Source organism: Rossellomorea sp. LjRoot5, assembly GCF_964253455.1.
Taxonomy (GTDB): domain Bacteria; phylum Bacillota; class Bacilli; order Bacillales; family Bacillaceae_B; genus Rossellomorea.
In genome coordinates this window covers 1,347,643-1,370,183 of sequence record NZ_CAXUQN020000001.1, presented here as the reverse complement: position 1 = coordinate 1,370,183, position 22,541 = coordinate 1,347,643, and the positions used below count along the sequence as shown (strand labels likewise).

Genomic DNA, 22,541 nt, shown 5'->3' with positions numbered 1-22,541 from the left:
GATTGCCTCTTTGACACGCTTTCTGAGAGACATCTTCTTCTTTTTCATCATGATTGCGTCATTTTCGACCGCAATTGCGTCAAAATTCAATTTATTGCGTCATTATTTTGATAATTGCGTCAAAAACGTCCTTGATTGCGTCATTTCCAATTCCCACCGATAATTGCGTCAAATTACAAAATTACCCACTTCCATACCCAGCCTTAATTGTATACTGGAATAAGTCCAAAAAAATTCCAACTTACCTGAGAATAACTTCCACATCCTTTCGTTGTATATAGTGTAAAGGCCTTTCAACCATATAAGGAGCGAATTCAATGAAAAGTTCACCGACCAATTTCATCACCAGGTTAAAAAAGAAAAAAGAGGATGCATTGGAGTATATCATCGATGCATACATGCCGCTTGTGAAAACAATCGCTACAAAAATCCTACACAATCAAAATCGTCTGGACGTCGATGAATGTATCAACGATGTCTTCCTGACCGTCTGGCAAAACGCAAATCAGTTTAAAGGAGAGCGTGAAGACTTCAGAAAGTGGGTCGGGATGATCACGAAATACAAGGCAATCGACCGATACCGGCAGGCCGAAAAACGGAATGCCCGTGAACAGCAGGACGAATCCCTCCTTGCAAAATCAAGTACTCCCGGGACCGATATATCCATTTTGCATCGGGAAGAAAAAAACGAATTATTGGCAGCCATCAGTCAGCTGGAGGAACTGGATCGGGATATTTTCATGATGAAGTATTATTTAGATTTAACCAATAAGGAGATTGCAGATCACCTCAACCTTTCGAAAGCGGCGGTGGATAACCGGTTATACCGCGGAAAGAAAAAATTAGCTACGAATGTGAATTTAAAGGAGCGGCTGGTATGAGCATGAAGGAATGGATGGATTTAGATATAGATTCACTTGAACTTGAAGAAGTGACGGAGTTGGAAAAAAAGCGGGTCAAACAACATATATTAAATAAACGTAAAAAGACAAATGTTTGGAGGAATATGGCCGTCGCGTCCGTTATGCTGATCGGCGTCTCCACAGCCGCAAGCTTTGCGTATCCGTCTTTTGCCACACAACTCCCGTTTATGGACGATGTCATACGCTATTTTACTGATGAACCGTACAAAGAGTTTGAAGACTACTCGACTGATATCGGTCTTACCGAAACAAGCAATGGTGTGACCATCCTGATTGATAACGCCGTTTATGACGGCACGAATATTAAAATATCCTATGCCATCGAAACAGACAAAGACTTCGGGGAAGACATACACAGCGGAGGGAATTGGTTTGACGTTAAGGGTGCGAACGGAAGCGGCGGAAGCAGTCAACTCACCAAGATCAGCCCTACCCGCTATGTCGGACTGTCCACCATCACCCCAAGCTTTAAAGGCGGCGACTTTCCGGAGAAGGTGGAGATAACCTGGGAACCTCAGACTCTTTACAGCACGTCCAATGATACAGAAGTCAAAGGAGACTGGTCTTTCGCCTTCTCATTAAAACGGCTGAAAGGCGACCTGCAGCTAATCAATGAAACGGTTCAGAGTAAAGATGTAACCTTCACGTTGAAATCTGTTGAGTTCACCGATGTATCAACCGTCATTGCATACAAACAAGTGGCGACGGACAATCTGCTCGAGGAGTGGCCTGAGGTTTCACCCGTCTTCAAAGTGACCGACGACCTGGGTCATGTGTATATGGATGGAACGGGCGGTGGCGGTTTTTCAACAGATAACGGAAAAACATACGAAGGGACAACAGAATTCGGAACCATCCAGGATGGAGCCAGCCGACTCATCATCGAACCCATTGAAATCGCCAGTCTCGGGTCGGGGAAAGGTCATACAGAGATTGAACTCGAACCGATCATCTTTGATTTAGAAAAATAATTCCCATTCCCCTATTGAAATTGAACGATTTTAATAGGGGATTTGTTTTTTATAAAAGTGTGATCTTACCAGATGGTCACACTTTCTATTAACAATCTGACTAAAGCTTTTCCATCACACACCTAAACCGCTCCACCCCAGGGTATTTCTCACCCAAACTCGTAATCTCAAACCCAATTTTCTTATAAAATATCACTGCATCCTGATCCGTTTCAGCAGTAATCATAGCGCAATGGACGATACTATCGATCATCTTATGGCCTATCCCCTTGCCCCGGTGTTTCGGTATCACGGCTAAATGCTTTATTTCCCACACTCCCTCATCCAGGAATTCAACTCCTATACATCCGACCAGCTCATCTCCAGACGTAAACCCATATAATTTTCGTTCGGTGGAATGGATGTACTGATCATATTCCTCTTCAACTTTTTCTACTGAAGTTGCAAAGGATAATAGTTTTTTAATATCCGGGTGAATGGATTTTGTTTTGATTTCTTCCATAAGCATCCCCCCTTTTCTTCAAAAACAACCCGTACTCCTCTGTGAACCGCTCTGCCTCTTCCAGAAACGGATAATGATTACTCCTCTCAAAGATGACCAGTCTCGAATCCGGTATCCCCTCAGCCATTTCAATCGAGTACTTCAATGGGCATTGCACATCGAAACGGCCACACATGATTAACGTCGGGACCCCAATAAACTCCAGCTTTCTCGTAACATCATATATTGGCAATTCTCGGATAAAGAAGTTCATCCGTGCTGCCGACATCCCTTTATGAATACCGAGGGAAAATAGCTCACTATACCTTTCAGGTTTATGTAAAGACAACTTGGTCCTTTCCACTGATAGCTCTTTTCTTTTTCCATGTGGTAAGCCCGGTTGTTTTAACGCTTCAATCAGTTCCTGCATCCTGCTAAAGTCATGATGAGATTCGTTGTATATGCAGTCCTTCGAGAAGGTCATATACTCTCTTGCCGCCGCCCCGACAATCACCGTGTAATCCAGACTTCTTGAAAAATGAATGCCGTAAAGTACCCCTAACATTCCACCCGTTGAATGACCGGCAAACCCCCACTGACGAAATCCTAAAGCTTCCCGGATTGCCTCCAGGTCAAATATGGTTTCCAGCATACTCAAGTGATAAGGTTCATGGGCTTTTTCTGATTCTCCTGCTTCCCGCAAGTTGATCAAGAAAACCTGGTTGGTCTCTGTGAACGTCTCCGCGAAATAGTCTCCAGTCTCATTGAACTCCGAGTAATGGTGGGTGACACATAGAGGGTCCCCTTCCCCCTTGATGAATACTTCAAATACTCCCCGTGCTGTATGCAGTAACTTTCTTTCCCATGCTTCCATTCTTTCACCCCTTTTTTCACTTTTAAAAAAGCCTTCCCGAAATGGGAAACCTGATTACTCACGATTCTTCAACCTGGGATTCCCTATAAGTAAGGTTGATCATTACCTATATCTATTCAGTTACCTTCTTAATATCACTTGCCCTAACCCTTCCAGGTGAACCTTCCTCCAACACCTCATCGACTTTCATGATAATTTTGTCTCCCTTTGAAAATTCTTGTGCGTCTTCCGTTTCTACATATAAAAACGTAATGTTCATATTCGCTAAATCTTCCACTTTCACCTTTTCCAGAGACACTAAATCAGCGGCCGTCAAATCTTCTCCAATCAGGATCTGATTTTCCTTCACCTCCAAGATGTATCCGTAGACGACATTTTCACTGGTTTTTTTGGGATGTTCGGAGGCATAAATAATGTACTCAGCAATATCAGTGAACGCCTTGGAGCTTTCATGAGATCCGCAGGCATTCCAGTTAAGCGTGCGGCCACCTCCATTTATCTTCACTTTCATCAGATAGTTGTCCGCATGTTTTTCTTTAGGACATTCATCGCTCTTAGGCTTGGAGTCTAGATAATTCGCCAACACCAACTGTTTATAGACCTCTTGCTTATCCTCATCATTTAGTTGAATCGTTTGTTTTTCTCCTTCTTTGGGTCCATACCTTAACTCCACCTCAAACACATCCTGGCGCTTTACGTCATAAGAAGTCTCGAGAACCCCCCAGGTTTCACCCTTTACCCCATCACAATCTGTCAGATAATAGGACAGATTGGTAGGATTCTCTTCCCGTTTCAGTTTTCCGCAATGAAAGGACTTCACCTCTCCATTGCCATACTGGTCTCTTGTGTGGTCAAATGTCACATTGATGTGTTTCCCATCGTAAGCTAAATCCGTAAGTATTGGATCTCCCTCGATCGTGTAGGATACGACTCTCAAATCTCCTTTTTTCTGCTTCTTTACCTGCTGAAAATAGTTCTCCATTTTATCCAATCCTGAAATCCCACCATGCATGTCCACTACATCCGCATTCAGTTCAGAATCGTTTTCTTCAGTAGGTTCTGCGGTAGGTTCTGCGGTCTGATTGGATTCATTGCATGCTGTGAGAAAGACCAAGATGATGGCAAGTATCCATAACCATTTTGGATGTTTCATAGACTCCCCCCATATATTCTAAAATTGACTTACATACCATTTCCCGTTACAAGCGGTTTGCTATTACACAAAAAACTGAGACATCCAGGCGATATAATATGAACCCGGGATACTTAACGATGACAACTCCCTTTTTTATCCAACCATATTATAGCATTAAAAAAAGGAACATTTCGTATTTTTGAAATGTTCCTTACACTTACTTTCTATAGGCTTCATACCAATGAAAAGGCTAGACTTCTTTTAATGTCTTAAACTGAAGATCACCTTCTGAATGGTAGATGCCTACCTTCACATTCGTTCCCCAATAAAAAAGCCTCTCCTGGCAAATTCCACAAGGTGTTAATACTTTGTACTCGGAGTTTTCATCATCACGTACGACACAAATCGAATGAGTCACTTCCGTATCCAATTTGTGCGCCTCCAATATCGCTCCCGTTTCAATACAAAGCTCCGTGGACGCATTGATGATTTCCGGGGAAACGCTGGTCAGGATTTCCCCGCTTTTTGTATACATGGCCGCAGCACCGCCCCAGCCAGTTGGATATCTTTTTTCGATTAAAGCTACCGCAGCTTTGAATAGTGTTTGTTCAATATTCATGTACCTGCCCCCATAATCAATACTATGATTTTAATACTACTGGGAAATCTTCCATAATACCAGATGTATTCAGGAGAAAGCTCGCTCCCGTTATGAAGACAAAAAACCTCAAGTCATTAAATTCAATGACTTGAGGTTTTACTTAATTCCCTTCTGACTATTCATACGTTTTTTCAGGCTGACTTGCGTTCGATGCCGCGAAGCCACGCTGTTAACAGAACAGCTCCTGCCACCATGATAGCTCCGATCCACGGTGTATGAATCAAACCAATTCCATCCACGATAAGTCCTCCAACAAAAGAACCGATGGCAATCCCGACGTTAAGTGCGGCGATATTTAAGGCAGATGCTACATTGACTGCTGAAGGAACGTATTTCTCAGCCAGGTTCACCACAAGGATCTGCAGTCCCGGCACGTTCATGAATGCGAATAATCCCATCAGGAAGATGGCAATGAGACCTGCCACTTTGAATGGTGCTGCGAATGTAAGAGCAACTAGAATGATGGCTTGCAGAACAAACATCCAGAATAACGCTTTTAATGGGCTTTTGTCAGATGCTTTTCCTCCGACAACATTTCCGATCGCAACGGCAATTCCGTAAACAAGAAGAATGATACTCACCCATTTCGCGCTGAAGCCTGTTACATCTTGTAGTAACGGTGTTAAATAAGTGAATGCGACGAACGTTCCTCCATACCCAAGGGCTGTGATGGCAAAAGCTAATAATAATCGACCGTTTGTTAAAATCTTCAATTGCTCACTGAACTTGGCTGGTGGTGCTTCTTTAAGGTTCTTTGGTACAAGAATGGAACTGGCAATGATTCCGACAATACCGAGAAGAGCAACTCCCCAGAATGTGGCTCTCCATCCGAAAGCCTGGCCGATGAATGTTCCAAGTGGTACTCCTGTAACGGTCGCAACCGTTAATCCTGTGAACATAAAGGCAATGGCACTGGCCCGTTTATGAGCCGGCACTAGATCGGCAGCAATCGTTGAACCGATCGAGAAGAAAATCCCGTGTGAAAATGCTGTGATAAAGCGGGCTACTAGCAATAGCCCAAAGCTTGTGGACATGGCCGCAACCGAGTTTCCTACAATGAATATGAGCATCAAGGACATAAGCAGCGATTTTCGGCTCATCTTACTTGTTAATGCAGTTAATACCGGTGCCCCAATGGCGACTCCAATGGCATAACCTGAAATCAATAATCCTGCGAGTGTGATTGATATCGATAAATCATCGGCAATCGATGATAATAATCCAACAGGAACAAATTCTGTCGTTCCGATTCCAAAGGCGCTGATGGCAAGGGCAAGCAACGCCGGTGTGCCGCCTTTCGTTTTTGACTGATGTATAGTAGCTGAATTTGAACTCATAACGTAACATCCTCCTAAAATTTTTTAATTGAAATGAGAAAACGAAGGCGCCTTTCGTTTCTCTGTACACACATGATAATGGGTACAAATGTTTATGAGAAGTACGCACTTTAAAGTCATGTAGGTACTTTTTTGTAACCTAGGGACTCCTAAGTGCCTATATATCTTTCAAACCTCTTCAATGAAAATAGGCAGGTACTGTTTGAAAAGCTAAATTGAATTATGAGGGCTAGCTAACTTTTTGGGAAGAACGCACTTTGAAGTGGCATAGGCACCTGGAAGTACCCTAGTCAATGCAAAAAACGCTCACTCTATTGATAACGGGTTCGGTTTTAAAGGTGAAAAATTTGAATTAGCAGTGCTTTTCGCACAGGGAATTTCAGTAGAATCAGTAGAATATTTCAGCAGTGAAATGAACACGTAAAAAAGCTCAGAGCCTTATGCTTCGAGCCATCCATTTTTATCAATTTCTAAAGTGCACCCTTATGTTGAATAAGGAGAACCGATCGCTTCTGTGGCGTATGAAAATAAGCGGAAAAATTCCGTCTAAACCGGAAAATATAGCTATTTCATTGAAAATTAGCCGGAGTTTTTCCGCTTAAATCAGCGTTGTAACCCTCAACCAGCTGCCTTAACCGGAATTTCTCCGCTTATAAATCTGTCGCCATCATCTAAGCAGTATGCTTCATTGGATTTAGTTACATTACTGATCTAATTGTTTTTCATTTACTTTTCTAAGTACATGTTGAGCTTCTAAAAAAATTTCTCTTTGATCATCAGAAAGTTTATCGATTTCATCGGATTCTTTCATTCCACCTTTGGCCATCGTTTGCTCATATATCATGATTGCTTCGATATATTTTTCATATTCTTTTGATGACAATACCTCTTTGCTTGATTTCTGTCCATTTAGTCGATCAAAGAAAGGCTGTATCTCATATAAGGTGTTTTTCAGTTCAGTCAGCTGTTTATCCGGAACCTTTGAATAATCAATGTTTCCATATTTATCTCCATACTCTACCTTCGCACTCGTTACTACATTTAATAATTCTTTAAAGCGCTTGAACTCTACTTTTTCCATGTCCCCTTGGGCTTGAGTCAATTTTGCATCCAAAAGCAGATATCCTTCCATTGTGGCACTCGAAAGATGAGCCTTAACATTTTCAAATGAGCCATAGAGCTCATCAGCCAGAATCGTTTGATAAGCAATAGCTCCTGTTGGAACGATTAAAGAAGCCGCAAGTATAGCTGATACAATGTTTTTCTTGATAAACCTGTTAACTCTGCCACCTTTTTCGAGGCATGCTTTTCTCACTCCCATTTTTGATCGTTCGTGCAGGGTCGGTGGAATGACAATTTTGTTTATCTCCTCCTTGATATTACTCACTCGTATCAGCCTCCCTCACGTGCTTTCGAAGTTTTCCTAACGCACGATATAAGATGGTTTTTGCAGTACCTAAGGGTATTTCTACTATCTCTGCAATTTCTTTGAAGGAATACCCTTCATAGAATCTCAGGGTAACGACGCTTTTCTCTTCTTCACTTAATTTCTCCAATAGCTCATGAAGAGTGATGCTAAGGAGAGTATCCTGATCTTCCAATCCGATCATTTCCTCATATTCCGGTTTTAGTTGAACCACTTTTTTATTTTTTTTCAATATATTTAATGCAGTAGTTATCGCAATTTTAATTAACCAGGTTTTAAAATACGCAGGATTCTTTACCGTTTCAATATTCTTAAAAGCGCGGTATGCGACCTCTTGTACTACATCTAACGCATCATTTTCATTTTTCACATACACATAGGCCATTCTGTAAATGTCTTCTTCATATTGTTTAAAAAGTTTTAAAAACGCCTTCTCATTGCCTTTTTGAGCTTTCTTAACTAATCTATCGATGTTCGTCACCCCTTATTAACTTCTTTTATCCATTAGACAACTGAAAAGACGATTTGGCTTTAATTTTTTTATAAAGGTAAAATCAATAGAGAACTATGATTGCTGTAGACTTCATTAAACCAATGCTCTATTCCAGTATTATACATTACATCCCATTAGTCTTGGGCTTTGTATCAGATAAGCTCTTTCCTAGTCAAAAATCAAACAACTGGTTACACTAAAAGAGAATAATGTTAAAGAGGAGAGTACATGATGAAAGCACTTGTATTTGAAAAGTTCGGCGGACCAGATGTCCTTCACTTTCAGGAGATTGATTCTCCCCAAATGGGACCGGATGAAATGTTAGTGGAGATGAAGGCAATTGGGTTGAATTTCGCCGATGTATATAGAAGAAAAGGGAATTACCACTTAGCAGGAGATCCACCGTACACATGTGGGTATGAAGGAGCAGGCGTCGTCAAAAAGGTTGGGGCCAACGTGCAAGGAATGGCTGTTGGGGACCGCATCGCTTTTGCCGATGTACCTTATGCGAATGCGGAACTGGTGGCAGTGCCAAAGGATAAAGCCATCCCACTGCCGGATGAAATTTCGTATGAAACGGCTGCATCCCTTTTGTTACAAGGTCTTACAGCTCATTACTTAACGAAAGACAGCTATAGTATCAAGAGTGGGGATACCGTTTTAGTTCATGCAGCAGCAGGCGGGGTCGGGCAGCTGCTTGTCCAAATCATTAAGATAATGGGCGGAACTGTCATCGGGTTAACATCTACGGAAGAAAAAAGACAGGCAGCGTTGGCTGTTGGAGCCGACCATATGTTTTTATACAGGGAAGACTGGAAACAGAGCGTGCAGGATGTGACAGATGGTAACGGCGTAGACGTGGTATATGAATCAGTCGGTTCGACTCTGATGGACAGTTTCGAATCAACTCGCATCGGTGGGACGGTCGTCTTCTTCGGTATGGCAGGAGGCGATCCTGTTTCAGTTGATCCACGGATGCTGATGGACACCTCGAAAACCCTGACCGGAGGGGACTTATGGAATGTATTGACGTCTCACGAAGAACGGGTGAACCGTTCCCACGAATTGTTCGGCTGGATCCAAGCAGGAAAGTTAAAGATCTCTGAACCAACGGTCTTTCCTTTAAGCGAGGGTGCAAAAGCCCATGAATATTTAGAAAGCAGGAAAAGCACGGGGAAAATATTATTAATCCCTTAAATAAATTGAAAGAGACCCTATCCAACTCGGAAGGGTCTCTTTCTATAAATCCTGCGACAACCGAACCATATCTCTGCACTGAATTCCATTTTCATAAATTTCTTCAGGATAGTGTCTGATGAAGAAGTCCAAATCCACCCCAACGATCCTGAAACCACATTTTTGATAAAGGGCTAATTGGCCAACGCCTGCATTCCCGGTCCCCACTTCAATGGTCTTGTACCCTTTCTCCTTGGCCACCTTTACGGCATCCATCACAAGCTGCTTACCTATCCCTCTCCCATGCAGCTCTTCGGCAACCGCGACATTCACTAGCTCGATCGTTTCCGGTCTTGTTGGCAGTAAGACGTAAACGCCTACGATTTTCTTTTCGAGCTCCGCTACAAAGCATTCTCCTCTGGTAGTATATTCCTTCACGATTGTCTCTGAAGGATCTGCCAGGAGAAGCAACTCCATGGGAAGTTCTTCATCTTTGTTTCGCTTTCTAATAATCATTTCCTACCTCCACTGAATTCCTAAAGATTTTCAAACATAACTTATTCTGAACAACATATTAAGAAAAAAATATTCATCTAGGCATATCACCTTTACTAACCTGAAATAAATAGTATACTGAAATTATTCTTCATCTTGAAGATAGTGGTTTAAGGCAGGACCCCTTATGTAAATCGAAAAATTCCTTATTTGTAGCGGCTTACCAGTGTTGTTGGTAAGCTATTTTTTTTGTAGTCTAAAATAGAAAGTATGCCACATAACTTCTGCCGTTTTTCATATAACTTTCTATTCCAACTCCTTACCCTTCTGATCAGATTTCTGAATGAATCTGATCAGAAACGCAGTCCCTATACAGTTTAGAATAATACTCGCACTAAGGATGACAGCCCACAACGGGGTTGGGAGCGGGAGAATGAATGATAATAATAAGAATAAAATTCCTGCTAAAACAAATACGATACCCTTTGATACATGAGTCATGAATCTTCCTCCAGGAAAAATAAGATATAATAGATTTTAACATAAATATCCATTATCGATAGCTGCTGCTTTCGATATGAATTAATTCACTACCTCCCAAACTCGACCACCTTCCATTGGGATGATCTTACCTAGAAAGCCAAAGGTTCTGAAGGTCAGTTGTTCTCCCGTATCATACTCATAATTCCTCTCGTATGAAGAAAAAAATCCAACATTTTTAAAGTGTCCGGATCGTCCCCAGACGGCTTGATTGTCTTTTTCACAGTAATTAACTCCTCCATCATTTGTACAAACAATGTCATTCTCATCCAACATCCATTGTTCCATTTCTTCGCTAGTTGGAGATGTATAATCCAATATGGCAAATAACATGATGAATATAACGATTCCTGAAATGAACATTCTCTTTTTTGATAACACAATATACCACCTTTAATAAGCTTACACTTTTTGTTTAATCAATCGAATACATTCCTCCGCCGGTGACTTGGACGTATCCACCGTTACATCATAATTCATATCTTTGTGCACGATAGTTGCCTGTGATACAGCCATGCCTTCAATGCGGTCTCCTCTATCTTTCTCACGTGTAGCCGCTACGACCGGATCACAGAAGACGCCAACCCACAGCACCTGCAATCCTTCCAAGCAAGCTTCCCATCGTTTGCGGGCTTCCACCCCATTAAGGAAAACATCGTCGATAATGATCCTGGCTCCTCTTTGTGCCATCTCTCCAATACCGTGCATCCATGCCGATTCCAGCTCTCTAAAATTCGCACCTGGACTGACCGATCCGTCCTCATTCAATTTTATTCCGCTGTCTTTCTTAAGCATGGCATCAGGCATAGACTCGATCAGGTCATCTATGCTGAATCTCAGCCATGGCTCTGAAAACGAATTTTGGAGACGTTTTGCGAGGGTCGTTTTGCCGGAGCTTGAGCCTCCGTTTAGGATGATGATATTGGTCATAGTGATTGCCTCGCTTTTCTTATAAAATGGATAGACTTACAAGCTAAATGATCTAGACTCAAACAATCCCGTTGACTTTGTGATATGAATAACTCCATTGTTAGCTTCTTTTTCAGATGTAAGAAAACGAAGGAACTCTGTTAGTGTCTCATTGACTAAGATCTTATTTAAGTCTGTATTTGAAGAAAGCAGATAATCTACAATGGCTTTTTCGTCTGTAATGTTCAACCCACCTGGAAAATCTTTATAGACTATTTCAATGAAATAGCCCTGAAGCTGCTCAGCCCCGTTTTCCACTCCGAAGTTCAAAGCATGTTCTCTAGCAGATGGAAAGTCCAGAGCTGGATCAAAGCGTTTTAACAACTCACCAAATTCCTTCAAATGATTCTGACCGATCGTTGAACAGTAGAAAATTCCACCTGGCTTTAAAATTCGCCTTACTTCACTTAAAGCTTTCTTTCTATTCGGGACATGATACAACATATGGTTGGCAATGATCACATCGAAACGGTTATCTTCAAAAGGAATATCCTCGATGTCAAATTGAGTGTACTGGATATTAGGTATTTCTATTAAATTTTGTTGGACAGACTGGACCATCCCCTCTGAATAATCAGAGAGAATCAATTTCCAGCTCGGATCAATCCGCTCTCTATTTTTCAACCAAAAAGTACCGTCTCCACATCCGATTTCAAGAACCCTGCTATTAGGAGATATGTTTATTTGTTCAAAAAGCCATCGATGCCAATCCACTTTATTTTCACTATATTTTTCGTGAATGTTGATCCGGGTATTAAGTTTCGTTGGATTACGGTATTGTTCTTCTAATGAATTCATGTTTTCTCCCTCCACACACTGTTTTTTTTATTCCTACTAAGACCCAACTGCATTCAGGTCCAAATACTCATTAAAATAATTTGAAACATTCCCCACTTCAACACGGGGATTACTGGAGAAAATGAACCAGTAAAACCTTACACCCAAGGGAACTTCTTAAATAAGAAGTTCCCTTTTGGTTTGGCAAGAAGAAGAGTTTAAGATGTTACTGGCTTTCAATCTTCAATCCATCCTCACTTGGGGACAGATACTCTTTTCCCCCAGTTGAAAAATTCCCTTTTTGACGATTTATTTCTGCATACTGAGTCACTATACCCTCATGTAGAAAAACAAGTAAATAGATATCATCTCTACTACTGATATTGCTTGGGTCGTTAAATTCAACCCCCAACTGCTTTTCAATGTGCTCTTCGGGGGAATAGGGTTCAAACAGGTAAGCTTTGTCCCACTTGAAGTCTGCTATTGAATTGACCTCAATTTCCCTGTTGTTATGATCTTTAACCATAGAATAGATGGACTTCTCGAAGTCTTTATTATGCTTAACTTCATGGTTATTACAGCCAACTACCAAACCTACTACGAGAGAGAGGGAGAAAGGCAAGCTTCTCAAGGCAAACATCTCACTTTCTTTTCATATCTTCTTGAAAATTGATGAAAAATTAAGCTGATGGACCACCGCCACCACCTGTTTGATGATTGGCATTCATGGCTTGTTGAGAATGTTGAGCCGACTTTTGATAAGCTTCGTCTCTTGGATCTGACGAATTCTTTTTAATGCTGTCTCCATAAAACTCCATTTTCCTTGAACCGATGAAAATACGGATGGCAAAATATAAGATGACGATTCCCAGAAAGATCAAGAAATACATGATTACACCTCCCTCATTTCGAATTTTCCTTATTTTTACTGTAACATAAACAGTTTATGAGTTTGCTTCTTCACTATGAGATCTTAACTCACGTTTCAAATACTCGATCTTCTCCAAGTCCTTATGATTATTCTGATCTGCCCGATAGCTGTCTTTAGATGACGCTTCATAGACACGCAAGTATTGTTCCTGATTCAACAAATAATAGGTCACTTCTCCCTTTCGATGAATCTCTAAATCTTCCATACGAACTCTAGCAAATGCCGGCAGCGTATCGATGATCCCAAACTCCACGGATAGTCCAGCTTTCGAGAATTCATGTTCATGCAAATCGATCAGCGCATAGCCCATGGAATTCATGAGCTCTTCAATTTCACTCCAGTTATGTATGGATGTTTCTGCAGGCACTTCCCATCCCCTCTTATCGCCAGGCACATGGATGTCCAGGTCCTGTGCATCCCAGCTCCTGCCGGTGACCACTTCCAATCCCACCGAGCCCATTAGCAGTGGTGTAATTCCAATGCCATTTAGCTTCCTGGCAATTTTAATAAATTCATTAAACTTTTCATTCCCCTTCATTAAAGAACTCCTCCCTGAGAATACTCATACATAATCGATGCTTTTGTAATGCTCTAATATCTCGGTTAGAATTGCTTTGTTGTAGCCCGTTTTCCCATGAATCCTTTCAGCCCATTCGGACACCGTTTCAAGCTTCGAGTCTTTTATTAATCCTTCTGTCGTACTCAGAAAGCTCTCCCAATTATAAAACTCCCAGTGCGCCGTTTCAGATTTATACGGGATTCTGCACTCCAATAATGGATGGTTCTTTATCATATGTTGAGAATGCTCAGCCGCCTCTAAGAAGGTATCCATCTCAATTCGTTCAGTCTGGAAAACTTGTTTCGATACTTTTCCATTCGGTCGATGATAGAGGATTTCAGTACCTGATGGATGAGCTTGAACCTGCACCTTTGCAGCAGGAAAGAAACCATCTACTTTTTCGTTGGAGTAATCGGGACTCTTCGTATCTATTAAAATAGGATTCAACCACTGATCGCCCAGGTCACAAAGAAATCGTTCCCCATTTTCATTCAAAGCGATGACGGCTGCGTGAGCCTCTTCCGAATTCAGGTTATGACCGACGGGATAAGCCTCGACACCATCTCTTTTAAATTCATCCAGTAACCAGAGTGCGAGATCGAAACAATTCCCAGACATGCCGAATTGTTCCCGATGCTCACGCATTAGAGAAACATCCCGCTGTTTCTTCACACTACCCTGCTGATAAAACCAGACTTTCGTTAACGTTTCCATGGGAAAATCATTAAATTTAGTCCATGTTTTTAATATGCTTTCTGAAGCGTTCATTCTTGCACCTTCTTTAATTGATCTATGTACGGCATAATATAGCTTTTATATTCATCCGTTAATCCATCCGGCAGTTCATTCAGTTTAAAAAATTGGACTGCAACCGATTCGGTTTCATCGATGTCCATTTTTCCCCTCACATCCTTTGTGACATAAACAGCCGTGACGGAATATAGTTCATCCCCATTCAATACTTTGAAATAATAGTCCTTACCGGAGAAGATATTTACAAGGGTCAGCTCCCCTATCTCAAGACCGGTTTCTTCCTTCACTTCTCTCCTTGCCGCCTCCTCTAAACTTTCACCTAGTTCCATCAATCCTCCCGGAAGCCCCCAGCCACCGTCTGTCCGGTGCTGGAGAAGGACTTCCTGTTGGTCGTTTAAGATGATGACGACAGCCCCGGGCAGGATTAAGGGTCTGGTGCCAACCAGTTTACGCAGATCTTTGACGTAGTTCATTATTTTCCCTCCTTGTGCCATTTACCATAACGATCATTCAACCTGATTCAAGATCATTCACCCTATATGTCTTGCTTCCCCAGTCCTCATACTTCTGATTTTCGAAACAGTAAAATTCATCAGAAACCCAACGACTAAATAAACCAGTAAAAGTACATCATTCGCTTCGTTCCAGATGATTTTTGTCGCAACAAACAGGGCAAGCGAGCCCAGTACGGCTGTCAACCACAACCCCACTTGAAATGTTTTCTCTGACATAGAATCCACCCTTTTTAATTTTTTTCTAGAGTAAATTTTTAATTTTTTTCTAGAGTAAATGTTTCCTCTTGATCATCCCACTTCACCGTTACCTTAACCTCAGTGTCTTCACTCATTTTGGCATTCGTGGGATTCGACTCACTGCTGTCCCTGAGGAATCCATTCTCATCAAGGGTCAAATGAAGTCCCCCCTGATACAATAGCTTTATTACTGACAATTCCAATTATTCCAGTTTACTGACAACAACTCAATATATAGTTATAAAAAAGAAGCTTATCATTAGAAATTGATAAGCTTCCCGCCTCACACGTGATGAATGTCTCTTGTTTCTTCAATCTGTTCAAGATGCCCTTTTGCATGGCCCGCTACCATCTTGATCATTCTCCTGACGGTAAGCTCACCCTGGTCTTCCGTTTGAATTTTTCTATCGAGGGAGTCCGGTAAGCTCTCACAAAGATTAAGTACGTGTTCCCTTATCAATTTAAAAAGGGATACCTCGGTTTCGATTGATCGACCTTTGTAATTCGTTCCCATTTCCCATAGATTGGGGTCGTATGGGTTATTCTTATAATTTCTACCGTCTTCAGCGAGCGCAAACTTGATACGATGGAACATGGTCAAGTCCGAATCAATGAAATGCAGCACAGTTTGTCGAATGGACCATTTCCCTTCAGCTCTAACCAAGTCCAAATCATCGTTAGATAACCCCTTTAGCGCGGTGTCTATTCGATCAATCCCACTTTTATAAAGCGATAGTATCTCTTCGTCTGACATAAACAACTCTTCCCAATGTGAAACGATGAACCCGTCTGGGTCCTTCACCATCATTAACTGACCAAACCCCGGATCTACTTCCAGTTCATAATCAACTTGTTCTTCCTCAAACTTTCGCTTCAGGTTTTCAATTTTCTCCCCCATAATATAAAACCGCTGGCCCGGATCAGGTTTGACAAAAGCGACATCGGTATACTTCTTGAAATCCTCTTGGTTTCCTTCCGTGAATAAAACCGCCCCACCACTAGGAAGCCTCCATTGTGCAATCGTATCTTTTCTCCATTCCTCACTCCAACCAAATATATAACGATAGAATGAAAGAGATCGTTCAAGATCTTCCACCCTTAAAACCAATCTAGGCTTTGCATTTTGCATATTTTAACCCCTCCCAAAAAAATGTGTTCTCCTAACTAACCCTGGTACCTTGATGAAACACCATTTGCCATCTCTCATCTGCCCATTTCCAAATCGAACTTCTTAACGAATGTTGTTGAGTTTCCTCGTTGAAAATTCTATATGTAGTCAGTACGATTTCATCAGATAATGGATGAACTTCAAAGTGATCCATTGTCATCTTCACTAAACCAATACCTTCTTCACTGATCTCCTCATCTTGATAAAGTATCTTACCCGAACTCCCAATTTCAAAAAAATCATCTGCTAGAATCCTGTTGAGCTCTGTTTTGGATGAGCGAATTTCTGGTTTCAATAGGTTCTCTTCTAGCTGGTGGAGTTGTTCTTTTAAAGTTTTATTCATAACTTACTTCTCCCCCTTTTGAATTACTCAATTGAATCCTGTACCTATCTAATATCTTTTTGATTATCTTGTAATCCGATCAATCTGACTATTTACCACTGCCACTCACCAAAATATCTCTTATTTCCATAATAGAAGACACAATTGCATACGGAGTATGATGCGTTGGCTTTTCTTCCCCTCTGAAATTGACCCATATCGCTTCCATCCCTGCTTCCATGGGACCAACAACATCATGCGTCCACGAGTCACCTATGAATATCGTCTCTTCAGGTTTCTTATTAAATGCTTCTAGAGCAGTAGTATAGATTCTGGAATCAGGCTTTCTAATACCTAATGGTTCTGCATGAAATATTTTATCCTGGCTGAATATATCCCCTAAACCCATGTTGAGAATCTTTTGTTGAGGGTCATAAAGCCCGTTTGTAACAATGCCAACTTCAAAATGCTTAGTCAGTTCATTCATTAAATTTAATACGTATTCGTCAATCGTTATAAAGTTCATACTTGCGCTAATAAAGAGTGATTCAAGCTGATCAATTTCCTCAATCTCTGCTTTCACGTCAAAGGAATCAAGAGCACTCTTCCATCTTTCTCTTTTAAATTCAAATGTAGTTAGTTCACCACTTACAAGTTTATCTATTAGAAATCTTGAAGGTTGTTTTATTTTCTTTAAAAAATGTTGTCCATCCATTCCCTTTGTCAATGGATGTTCCGCAAGAGTCTGAACCAGTCCATCGTCAAACCAGGACGAATTTTCAAGCAACGTGTCATCCAGGTCAAATAAAAGAAGGCTATACTTTTTCATTGGCTTATATGTCAGATTCATAGGAACCACCCCTTACGGATGAAATCGTCCCATCACCACAGTATTGTAGTAACGTCCATCCGATAATAATTTATCTCTCTTCAATACTCCTTCAACTTCAAAACTTTTATTCTTATAGAGCATGATGGCTTTTTCATTGGTTTCAAGTACATTCAAAGTGATCTTCTTAATGTCGTTCTCATCTGCCCAGCGTATGCTCTCTTTTAATAGATTTTTCCCAATGCCGTATCCCCAGAATTCCTGTAATACTCCTACACCGAACTCAACTTTATGAGCGATGCGCTTTAATGATTTCCCTTCACACCTGGAGAAACCTGCAATCCTGTCCCCCACTTCACAAACCAAAAAGAGATTCAGGGGACTCTCTGTATCTTCTCTGATTATTTGTTTAAAACCCGCTTCATCTATGTACGCTTCACCTTTTTCCCTATCCATGTTTTCCGTCTCTCCGTCTACCTGCAGCCGTACTTCTGACAGGATCTGAGCATCATCTACTTTTGCTGATCTTATGGTATAGGTTAGATTTCGATTATGAAATTTTATTGGATTAATGATCATTTTAATTTCTCCCAACTTTAATGATTAAGCCTATACCCATTATCCAATAATTTCTAATTCATAACAACACTATTGATCTACTAGAGAAAAAACTGCACATGTCCTATTTCTGAACGAACCAATTTATAAAAGATTCTTTAAAATATTTCAAAAACAACTCTTGAATGGATAAGAACAATCCCCAGCCACATATTCCTATCCCAATAGATAAAAATAGATTGATCGAATGCTGAATCGCTACATAAACGATTACCAGAAGGAAAGCGGTAGCCGGGAATCCCCAAAGGACCCCTAATGCAAATTTGCTTATTTCAGTGGATTGTTCTCCTTGAACGTAGAGCCAAATAATACTCAGTAAACTCACTAAAGGCAGTGCAGCGATTATTCCACCATATGAAGGAAACCTTCTTGAAATTTCAGTCACCACACCTATAACAATTGCTGATACAATAATTTTCGCCATTACGTACATTTTTTTGCCCTCTTACTTAGTATTTTGAGAGCTTGTTCAACCAGTTCTCCTTCATGATCGTTCAGTTGCTCCAGAACCTTTCCTAGCTTTTCTTCATCAAGGCTTGTATTCCGATACAGAACCTCTTCCCCAGATTCAGTTAAACTCAGAATTACTTTTCGTTCATCAAGGGGATCTCTCACCTTCACTAAATACCCTTTTTCAATCGTTCTCTTCACATGTTCTGACGCAGTATTATGAGAAATTTGTAAGTATGAAGCAATTTCATTTACTCCAACCCCTGACTTCTTGTCTACAAGTTGAAGAATACGCACCACCTGATGAGAAATTTTTTCTCTATGGAGATAATGCAAGTGAAAATAAATATCTGTCCAATACTGATTTACCAACATAACTTTATCTTTCAAAAAAACACCCCTTTATATCGTTACTAAAGATTATATCGTAATATACGATGTAAAATAAAGGGTTTTATTTTCTACATAGAAAAAAGCTGAAGATCATTTTTGATCCCCAGCTTTTTTATAAATTTCTCTCCCGCCACTCACCGATGCGACGGCCACGACCCCTGCATCTTCCTCAATTGCATAATTTGCCCGGTGTGGTAAGCATCATGAAGCATGATGTCCAGTAGCTTTTCCTCAAGGGAATCCTCTTCAATCTTTGCCTCGGTTGTTTTACCAAGCGCCTCTCTTAATCCCCGATGAGCCGCCTCAACACGTGCAACGACTGCCCCCCATTCCTTGTCATCATTTAGTTGCTCGGTCAGGTAGAAAGTATCATTGCCATCAAGAGTATTCGTCCATTCACGGTCTTCCAACTTTGCCGTCATTCTCTCTTTATAATAAATCAGATGATTCACATTCTCCCAAATGGTTTTCGTCGCTTCTCCATCCGGTCTCCAACAAGCCTGTTCTGCAGAGAGCCCTTCAATTGCTGTTTTTAACGGTGCATACCAACTTTCCTGGTCGTATGTAGTGTCGAGCATTCTTAAGAGTAGATCGGTACGATTCATTTTCGTCTGCCTCCTTTATATTGTCGTGCCATGGATAGTATTTCATCATAAAGGGAAGAACTCCTTCTTTTGAAATACCTTCTTTGTCACATAAAGTTTTCCCTTAAGGAAAATAGTAAGACCATCTACAAAAAAGGAGCCTTACCAAATGAAAAAAGCAATCCTCCTGACCATCGTCCTGTTTCTACTTTTTCCATTAGCCACATCTGCAGCCCCAGTAAATCAAGTGAAAGCCGCTTTTGTCAGGGAGGGGAATGTGTGGACCTTGGTAGATGGAAAGGAAAAACAACTAACCAATACCGGTAATGTTCACTCTAAGCCCAAATGGTCGACTGATGGCACCCTCCTTGCCTATCAAGTAGAGACAGCATCGGAAGGGCAGTCAGAACTATGGACTTACAATCTCCAAACCGGACAAGAGAATCGAATTTCATATAATGGCACCACACCGGAATGGGCTCCCCATAAAAACCATATCGCCTATAATGACAAAGGGATATTAGATATCTCTGACCTCAACCGCTTCTACAACATCGCAACCGGGGTCAGTGATTTCACGTGGCTTCCGGACGGCAGTGGATTCCTTCTTTCTTCATCAGGAACCCTTAACCCGGATGGATGGTCAAGCGCCTCTTTGTTTACTAAAAAAGTCGGCGAAAACTATGAGGATATTGTTTTGTTCGGAGGCGTGGAGCCGTTTTTCACACTACCTAAAGAAATCGGGACAAATGAACAAAACAAACTGATTGCCGTCAATGCAGAAGAGCTGACCTATTCACCCAGCGGCAACTGGATTTCATTTGTCGTATCTCCCACCGCTTCCTGGTCCATGGACAGCGATATGGTCTGTGTCATTGATAATCTCGGGAAGAATTTCGAGGTATTGGATGAAATGATTTTGCAGGTAGGACAGCCCAAATGGTCACCTTCAACCGATACTTTAGCCTATATCGCAGGCGGCGGAAGAATCGTGTTCGGCTTCAAAAACAAGGATATAAAGGTGAAAGAAATGCCTGCGTCAGGAACTTACACACCTGCTGATTATGCTGATGTTGACTTTGATTGGATGACTGACAAATCACTGGTCGTGTCGAGGATTAAGGAACAGGAGTGGACGAACGACTTTAACAAGCATCCGCTGCCCGTCCTTTACACCTTGAATATCGATTCGAAGAAACAAACGAAGATAACGAGTCCTCCTAAAGGGTATGGGGACTATGCTCCTCAGTATATCCCTTCCATTGGAAAACTCTCTTGGTTAAGGGGGAAATCCCTTACTGATACGAAAAGGGATCTGTGGATTGGAAATAAGAATGGGACTGAAGCTAAGGAGTGGCTTCGGAATATTGAGGAGATCGTATTTTACCCTGGTTGATGGAGTCGATGGATGGATGTCGTTTTTTCTTCCTAAAGTTCATATAAAGGAAATTCGACATCCTAACACGATTATTCGTATTCTCGCATGATAAATCCTATACCCGCATGAAAATATCAGATCCCGCTCGATAATCTTCCATCTGGTATGATTCATCCAATAAGCCGCATGATTCTCCCAGGCTTTTGACCATGAATCAGGTCGTGAAATACCATCTCAGCTAAATTAGATAATCATTCTGATACAAATGGGATATAAACAACTATATTTCTGTCCCTACACGCTCAATTGGTAATCTCCATCACAATCACATCAAACAACTTCCCGTCGGCATAAAGCACAAACGCCCACTCACCTTGTTCTGGAATCGTCACGGATGATGGAGCATGGACATCCGCTCCGTTATTTTCTCCGCCGAGTGGAATCGTCCAACTTTCACCGTTATTCAAAATAGGATTCACGGTTCCTGAATCTTTTTGATAAGCAACCACGGTTAATTCAGAAGCATCCGTACCCCAAAGATGCCACATCCACTTCTGCCCGTTCAAGCTTGGCATATCGGCGCCAATGATGCCCGATTTACCTTCATTCCCGATCAAATTCCGTCCAAAGGTTGCTGCCCTTTGATCCCACTGGATAGTATCAAAGTCACTTTCTTGAACAAAGGTCGGTATATCTTCAGGTAAAATGATGGCACTTCTTTCTAGCACAATATTTGGACTCCCATTCTTAGTTTCATTTTTCTTTACCATCAACTCAGTTGAAACAAAGAATGCTATTAAACAAAGAGCTACAGTCGTCATGATGAAAATAATGAATGGATTTGGAGTTTTTAATTCCACAGGACGATGAACGGCAAGGCGAATTCTATTTTTCTGCAATTCTGTGAAGCGCCGGCCTTTATGAGTGGTACTATCCATCGCTTCCTTCAACTCAGCAAGCTTATTTTCCATCATGCCCCCACCTTTCCATCCTGTTTTTCAACTTATTCCTTCCTCGGTTCAATCTTGTTTTGATGGTGTTGGCATTTACACCTAATACATTCACCATCTCGCTTATGGAACATTCTTCATAATAATAAAGGATAATAACTTCCCGATATTTTATGGGCAAGTCGAGAACGCTCCTTGAAAGAATCTCTTCCTCGCTTCGCTTCACCAAACTCATTTCAGGTAACGGTTCCTTTGATGTGAAAAGAGAGTAAAGGTTTGAATTCATCACCACTCTCTTAAACGCAGAACTCTTTAGGACATCCTTCGCCCGATTGATAACGAGTCTGTAGATCCACGCTTTGTACGAAGTAATCTCATCTATTTCTTCATAATGTCTGAAGCATGTGACAAAGACATCCTGCACGATGTCTTCAGCCAGACTCCAGTCCTTCACATAGTTATAAGCCAATTTCGTCAGGCGCTCCCCGTATTCATCCATAATCGCTTCAAGCCAGGCATCCCGGTCCGAATGGTCTTCGTTCTTTACCTTTCTCACACGTCCCTCACCTCATTTCCGTTTAATGCTAAGACGAATC

32 protein-coding genes are annotated in these 22,541 nt (G+C 41.3%); 4 read left to right on the top strand and 28 right to left on the bottom strand.

Features of this window, described 5'->3' with window-relative positions; all coding sequences use genetic code 11:
* Positions 1 to 317 precede the first annotated feature (317 nt).
* A complete protein-coding gene (locus ACSQ2E_RS07020; protein WP_435989897.1) occupies positions 318 to 881 on the top strand; it encodes a sigma-70 family RNA polymerase sigma factor in 564 nt (187 codons plus the stop codon).
* Positions 878 to 1,894 (top strand): DUF4179 domain-containing protein, encoded by a 1,017-nt coding sequence (locus ACSQ2E_RS07015; RefSeq protein ID WP_435989896.1) that lies wholly within the window; start codon positions 878 to 880, stop codon positions 1,892 to 1,894. The genes ACSQ2E_RS07020 and ACSQ2E_RS07015 overlap by 4 nt, the downstream gene beginning before the upstream one ends.
* A 100-nt stretch (positions 1,895 to 1,994) precedes the next feature.
* Here ACSQ2E_RS07015 and ACSQ2E_RS07010 read toward each other — a convergent pair whose 3' ends face one another.
* From ACSQ2E_RS07010 to ACSQ2E_RS06980, 7 genes are all read right to left on the bottom strand, one after another.
* A complete protein-coding gene (locus tag ACSQ2E_RS07010) occupies positions 1,995 to 2,396 on the bottom strand; it encodes a GNAT family N-acetyltransferase (RefSeq protein ID WP_435989895.1) in 402 nt (133 codons plus the stop codon).
* On the bottom strand, positions 2,356 to 3,249 hold the full coding sequence (locus ACSQ2E_RS07005; RefSeq protein WP_435989894.1) for an alpha/beta fold hydrolase: 894 nt from the start codon (positions 3,247 to 3,249) through the stop codon (positions 2,356 to 2,358). Before ACSQ2E_RS07005 ends, ACSQ2E_RS07010 begins: the two co-directional genes overlap by 41 nt.
* Positions 3,250 to 3,361: 112 nt before the next feature.
* The gene (locus ACSQ2E_RS07000) at positions 3,362 to 4,402 is read right to left on the bottom strand and encodes a DUF4362 domain-containing protein (RefSeq protein WP_435989893.1); all 1,041 of its coding nucleotides are present in this window, start codon (positions 4,400 to 4,402) and stop codon (positions 3,362 to 3,364) included.
* A gap of 232 nt (positions 4,403 to 4,634) precedes the next feature.
* On the bottom strand, positions 4,635 to 5,003 hold the full coding sequence (locus tag ACSQ2E_RS06995) for a cytidine deaminase (protein ID WP_435989892.1): 369 nt from the start codon (positions 5,001 to 5,003) through the stop codon (positions 4,635 to 4,637).
* A 173-nt stretch (positions 5,004 to 5,176) separates the two neighbouring features.
* Positions 5,177 to 6,382 carry an MFS transporter gene (locus ACSQ2E_RS06990; protein WP_435989891.1) on the bottom strand — a complete coding sequence of 402 codons (1,206 nt, stop codon included), beginning with the start codon at positions 6,380 to 6,382 and terminating at the stop codon, positions 5,177 to 5,179.
* 703 nt (positions 6,383 to 7,085) lie between these two features.
* Positions 7,086 to 7,769, bottom strand: a complete 684-nt coding sequence (locus ACSQ2E_RS06985; protein WP_435989890.1) for a DUF3600 domain-containing protein — start codon at positions 7,767 to 7,769, stop codon at positions 7,086 to 7,088.
* Entirely contained in the window at positions 7,762 to 8,289 is a 528-nt protein-coding gene (locus ACSQ2E_RS06980; RefSeq protein WP_435989889.1) for a sigma-70 family RNA polymerase sigma factor, read from the bottom strand. The genes ACSQ2E_RS06985 and ACSQ2E_RS06980 overlap by 8 nt, the downstream gene beginning before the upstream one ends.
* A gap of 243 nt (positions 8,290 to 8,532) precedes the next feature.
* Here ACSQ2E_RS06980 and ACSQ2E_RS06975 point away from each other — a divergent pair, with 243 nt between their 5' ends.
* Positions 8,533 to 9,498 (top strand): quinone oxidoreductase family protein, encoded by a 966-nt coding sequence (locus ACSQ2E_RS06975; protein ID WP_435994437.1) that lies wholly within the window; start codon positions 8,533 to 8,535, stop codon positions 9,496 to 9,498.
* A 42-nt stretch (positions 9,499 to 9,540) separates the two neighbouring features.
* On the opposite strand, the gene ACSQ2E_RS06970 is transcribed toward ACSQ2E_RS06975, so the two are convergent.
* The 19 genes from ACSQ2E_RS06970 to ACSQ2E_RS06880 all read right to left on the bottom strand — a co-directional run bounded on the left by ACSQ2E_RS06970 (position 9,541) and on the right by ACSQ2E_RS06880 (position 19,638).
* Complete coding sequence (locus ACSQ2E_RS06970) at positions 9,541 to 9,993, bottom strand: GNAT family N-acetyltransferase (RefSeq protein ID WP_435989888.1); 453 nt, start codon at positions 9,991 to 9,993, stop codon at positions 9,541 to 9,543.
* Positions 9,994 to 10,278: 285 nt separating this feature from the next.
* Positions 10,279 to 10,473, bottom strand: coding sequence for a hypothetical protein (locus tag ACSQ2E_RS06965; RefSeq protein WP_435989887.1), 195 nt, complete (start codon positions 10,471 to 10,473; stop codon positions 10,279 to 10,281).
* Between the two features lie 81 nt (positions 10,474 to 10,554).
* Positions 10,555 to 10,893, bottom strand: coding sequence for a hypothetical protein (locus tag ACSQ2E_RS06960; protein WP_435989886.1), 339 nt, complete (start codon positions 10,891 to 10,893; stop codon positions 10,555 to 10,557).
* Positions 10,894 to 10,914: 21 nt separating this feature from the next.
* Positions 10,915 to 11,442: a chloramphenicol phosphotransferase CPT family protein gene (locus ACSQ2E_RS06955; protein ID WP_435989885.1), complete on the bottom strand. Its 528-nt coding sequence runs from the start codon at positions 11,440 to 11,442 to the stop codon at positions 10,915 to 10,917.
* Positions 11,443 to 11,478: 36 nt separating this feature from the next.
* Positions 11,479 to 12,279: a class I SAM-dependent methyltransferase gene (locus tag ACSQ2E_RS06950; protein WP_435989884.1), complete on the bottom strand. Its 801-nt coding sequence runs from the start codon at positions 12,277 to 12,279 to the stop codon at positions 11,479 to 11,481.
* 205 nt (positions 12,280 to 12,484) lie between these two features.
* On the bottom strand, positions 12,485 to 12,889 hold the full coding sequence (locus ACSQ2E_RS06945; RefSeq protein ID WP_435989883.1) for a hypothetical protein: 405 nt from the start codon (positions 12,887 to 12,889) through the stop codon (positions 12,485 to 12,487).
* Between the two features lie 49 nt (positions 12,890 to 12,938).
* Positions 12,939 to 13,148 carry a hypothetical protein gene (locus ACSQ2E_RS06940; protein WP_435989882.1) on the bottom strand — a complete coding sequence of 70 codons (210 nt, stop codon included), beginning with the start codon at positions 13,146 to 13,148 and terminating at the stop codon, positions 12,939 to 12,941.
* Positions 13,149 to 13,202: 54 nt separating this feature from the next.
* Positions 13,203 to 13,727, bottom strand: a complete 525-nt coding sequence (locus ACSQ2E_RS06935) for a phosphoribosylanthranilate isomerase (RefSeq protein ID WP_435989881.1) — start codon at positions 13,725 to 13,727, stop codon at positions 13,203 to 13,205.
* A 24-nt stretch (positions 13,728 to 13,751) separates the two neighbouring features.
* On the bottom strand, positions 13,752 to 14,516 hold the full coding sequence (locus ACSQ2E_RS06930; protein WP_435989880.1) for a hypothetical protein: 765 nt from the start codon (positions 14,514 to 14,516) through the stop codon (positions 13,752 to 13,754).
* Positions 14,513 to 14,974: an NUDIX hydrolase gene (locus tag ACSQ2E_RS06925; RefSeq protein ID WP_435989879.1), complete on the bottom strand. Its 462-nt coding sequence runs from the start codon at positions 14,972 to 14,974 to the stop codon at positions 14,513 to 14,515. The genes ACSQ2E_RS06930 and ACSQ2E_RS06925 overlap by 4 nt, the downstream gene beginning before the upstream one ends.
* 57 nt (positions 14,975 to 15,031) lie before the next feature.
* Entirely contained in the window at positions 15,032 to 15,232 is a 201-nt protein-coding gene (locus ACSQ2E_RS06920) for a hypothetical protein (RefSeq protein WP_435989878.1), read from the bottom strand.
* A 38-nt stretch (positions 15,233 to 15,270) separates the two neighbouring features.
* Complete coding sequence (locus ACSQ2E_RS06915; RefSeq protein ID WP_435989877.1) at positions 15,271 to 15,411, bottom strand: hypothetical protein; 141 nt, start codon at positions 15,409 to 15,411, stop codon at positions 15,271 to 15,273.
* A gap of 125 nt (positions 15,412 to 15,536) precedes the next feature.
* The gene (locus ACSQ2E_RS06910) at positions 15,537 to 16,382 is read right to left on the bottom strand and encodes a DinB family protein (protein WP_435989876.1); all 846 of its coding nucleotides are present in this window, start codon (positions 16,380 to 16,382) and stop codon (positions 15,537 to 15,539) included.
* Positions 16,383 to 16,413: 31 nt separating this feature from the next.
* Positions 16,414 to 16,764 carry a DUF4440 domain-containing protein gene (locus ACSQ2E_RS06905; protein WP_435989875.1) on the bottom strand — a complete coding sequence of 117 codons (351 nt, stop codon included), beginning with the start codon at positions 16,762 to 16,764 and terminating at the stop codon, positions 16,414 to 16,416.
* An 88-nt stretch (positions 16,765 to 16,852) separates the two neighbouring features.
* Positions 16,853 to 17,593 carry an HAD family hydrolase gene (locus ACSQ2E_RS06900; RefSeq protein ID WP_435989874.1) on the bottom strand — a complete coding sequence of 247 codons (741 nt, stop codon included), beginning with the start codon at positions 17,591 to 17,593 and terminating at the stop codon, positions 16,853 to 16,855.
* A 12-nt stretch (positions 17,594 to 17,605) separates the two neighbouring features.
* Complete coding sequence (locus tag ACSQ2E_RS06895; protein WP_435989873.1) at positions 17,606 to 18,151, bottom strand: N-acetyltransferase family protein; 546 nt, start codon at positions 18,149 to 18,151, stop codon at positions 17,606 to 17,608.
* Between the two features lie 103 nt (positions 18,152 to 18,254).
* Entirely contained in the window at positions 18,255 to 18,623 is a 369-nt protein-coding gene (locus tag ACSQ2E_RS06890) for a DUF3147 family protein (protein WP_435989872.1), read from the bottom strand.
* Positions 18,614 to 19,030 (bottom strand): MarR family winged helix-turn-helix transcriptional regulator, encoded by a 417-nt coding sequence (locus ACSQ2E_RS06885; RefSeq protein WP_435989871.1) that lies wholly within the window; start codon positions 19,028 to 19,030, stop codon positions 18,614 to 18,616. Before ACSQ2E_RS06885 ends, ACSQ2E_RS06890 begins: the two co-directional genes overlap by 10 nt.
* A gap of 137 nt (positions 19,031 to 19,167) precedes the next feature.
* Positions 19,168 to 19,638: a DinB family protein gene (locus ACSQ2E_RS06880; RefSeq protein WP_435989870.1), complete on the bottom strand. Its 471-nt coding sequence runs from the start codon at positions 19,636 to 19,638 to the stop codon at positions 19,168 to 19,170.
* 148 nt (positions 19,639 to 19,786) lie between these two features.
* On the opposite strand from ACSQ2E_RS06880, the gene ACSQ2E_RS06875 reads away from it, so the two are divergent.
* Positions 19,787 to 21,013: a TolB family protein gene (locus tag ACSQ2E_RS06875; RefSeq protein ID WP_435989869.1), complete on the top strand. Its 1,227-nt coding sequence runs from the start codon at positions 19,787 to 19,789 to the stop codon at positions 21,011 to 21,013.
* 284 nt (positions 21,014 to 21,297) lie between these two features.
* Here the strand turns inward: ACSQ2E_RS06875 and ACSQ2E_RS06870 are convergent, their stop codons facing one another.
* Entirely contained in the window at positions 21,298 to 21,969 is a 672-nt protein-coding gene (locus tag ACSQ2E_RS06870) for a hypothetical protein (protein WP_435989868.1), read from the bottom strand.
* The gene (locus ACSQ2E_RS06865) at positions 21,956 to 22,501 is read right to left on the bottom strand and encodes a sigma-70 family RNA polymerase sigma factor (protein ID WP_435989867.1); all 546 of its coding nucleotides are present in this window, start codon (positions 22,499 to 22,501) and stop codon (positions 21,956 to 21,958) included. The genes ACSQ2E_RS06870 and ACSQ2E_RS06865 overlap by 14 nt, the downstream gene beginning before the upstream one ends.
* Positions 22,502 to 22,541: the final 40 nt, after the last annotated feature.

What these genes read in the sequence shown, in the direction of transcription:
- ACSQ2E_RS07020 (WP_435989897.1), top strand. Translation starts at nt 318, where the DNA reads ATGAAAAGTTCACCGACCAATTTCATCACCAGGTTAAAAAAGAAAAAA.
- ACSQ2E_RS07015 (WP_435989896.1), top strand. Translation starts at nt 878, where the DNA reads ATGAGCATGAAGGAATGGATGGATTTAGATATAGATTCACTTGAACTT.
- ACSQ2E_RS07010 (WP_435989895.1), bottom strand. Translation starts at nt 2,396, where the DNA reads ATGGAAGAAATCAAAACAAAATCCATTCACCCGGATATTAAAAAACTA.
- ACSQ2E_RS07005 (WP_435989894.1), bottom strand. Translation starts at nt 3,249, where the DNA reads ATGGAAGCATGGGAAAGAAAGTTACTGCATACAGCACGGGGAGTATTT.
- ACSQ2E_RS07000 (WP_435989893.1), bottom strand. Translation starts at nt 4,402, where the DNA reads ATGAAACATCCAAAATGGTTATGGATACTTGCCATCATCTTGGTCTTT.
- ACSQ2E_RS06995 (WP_435989892.1), bottom strand. Translation starts at nt 5,003, where the DNA reads ATGAATATTGAACAAACACTATTCAAAGCTGCGGTAGCTTTAATCGAA.
- ACSQ2E_RS06990 (WP_435989891.1), bottom strand. Translation starts at nt 6,382, where the DNA reads ATGAGTTCAAATTCAGCTACTATACATCAGTCAAAAACGAAAGGCGGC.
- ACSQ2E_RS06975 (WP_435994437.1), top strand. Translation starts at nt 8,533, where the DNA reads ATGAAAGCACTTGTATTTGAAAAGTTCGGCGGACCAGATGTCCTTCAC.
- ACSQ2E_RS06970 (WP_435989888.1), bottom strand. Translation starts at nt 9,993, where the DNA reads ATGATTATTAGAAAGCGAAACAAAGATGAAGAACTTCCCATGGAGTTG.
- ACSQ2E_RS06965 (WP_435989887.1), bottom strand. Translation starts at nt 10,473, where the DNA reads ATGACTCATGTATCAAAGGGTATCGTATTTGTTTTAGCAGGAATTTTA.
- ACSQ2E_RS06955 (WP_435989885.1), bottom strand. Translation starts at nt 11,442, where the DNA reads ATGACCAATATCATCATCCTAAACGGAGGCTCAAGCTCCGGCAAAACG.
- ACSQ2E_RS06950 (WP_435989884.1), bottom strand. Translation starts at nt 12,279, where the DNA reads ATGAATTCATTAGAAGAACAATACCGTAATCCAACGAAACTTAATACC.
- ACSQ2E_RS06940 (WP_435989882.1), bottom strand. Translation starts at nt 13,148, where the DNA reads ATGTATTTCTTGATCTTTCTGGGAATCGTCATCTTATATTTTGCCATC.
- ACSQ2E_RS06935 (WP_435989881.1), bottom strand. Translation starts at nt 13,727, where the DNA reads ATGAAGGGGAATGAAAAGTTTAATGAATTTATTAAAATTGCCAGGAAG.
- ACSQ2E_RS06930 (WP_435989880.1), bottom strand. Translation starts at nt 14,516, where the DNA reads ATGAACGCTTCAGAAAGCATATTAAAAACATGGACTAAATTTAATGAT.
- ACSQ2E_RS06925 (WP_435989879.1), bottom strand. Translation starts at nt 14,974, where the DNA reads ATGAACTACGTCAAAGATCTGCGTAAACTGGTTGGCACCAGACCCTTA.
- ACSQ2E_RS06920 (WP_435989878.1), bottom strand. Translation starts at nt 15,232, where the DNA reads ATGTCAGAGAAAACATTTCAAGTGGGGTTGTGGTTGACAGCCGTACTG.
- ACSQ2E_RS06910 (WP_435989876.1), bottom strand. Translation starts at nt 16,382, where the DNA reads ATGCAAAATGCAAAGCCTAGATTGGTTTTAAGGGTGGAAGATCTTGAA.
- ACSQ2E_RS06905 (WP_435989875.1), bottom strand. Translation starts at nt 16,764, where the DNA reads ATGAATAAAACTTTAAAAGAACAACTCCACCAGCTAGAAGAGAACCTA.
- ACSQ2E_RS06900 (WP_435989874.1), bottom strand. Translation starts at nt 17,593, where the DNA reads ATGAATCTGACATATAAGCCAATGAAAAAGTATAGCCTTCTTTTATTT.
- ACSQ2E_RS06895 (WP_435989873.1), bottom strand. Translation starts at nt 18,151, where the DNA reads ATGATCATTAATCCAATAAAATTTCATAATCGAAATCTAACCTATACC.
- ACSQ2E_RS06890 (WP_435989872.1), bottom strand. Translation starts at nt 18,623, where the DNA reads ATGTACGTAATGGCGAAAATTATTGTATCAGCAATTGTTATAGGTGTG.
- ACSQ2E_RS06880 (WP_435989870.1), bottom strand. Translation starts at nt 19,638, where the DNA reads ATGAATCGTACCGATCTACTCTTAAGAATGCTCGACACTACATACGAC.
- ACSQ2E_RS06875 (WP_435989869.1), top strand. Translation starts at nt 19,787, where the DNA reads ATGAAAAAAGCAATCCTCCTGACCATCGTCCTGTTTCTACTTTTTCCA.
- ACSQ2E_RS06870 (WP_435989868.1), bottom strand. Translation starts at nt 21,969, where the DNA reads ATGATGGAAAATAAGCTTGCTGAGTTGAAGGAAGCGATGGATAGTACC.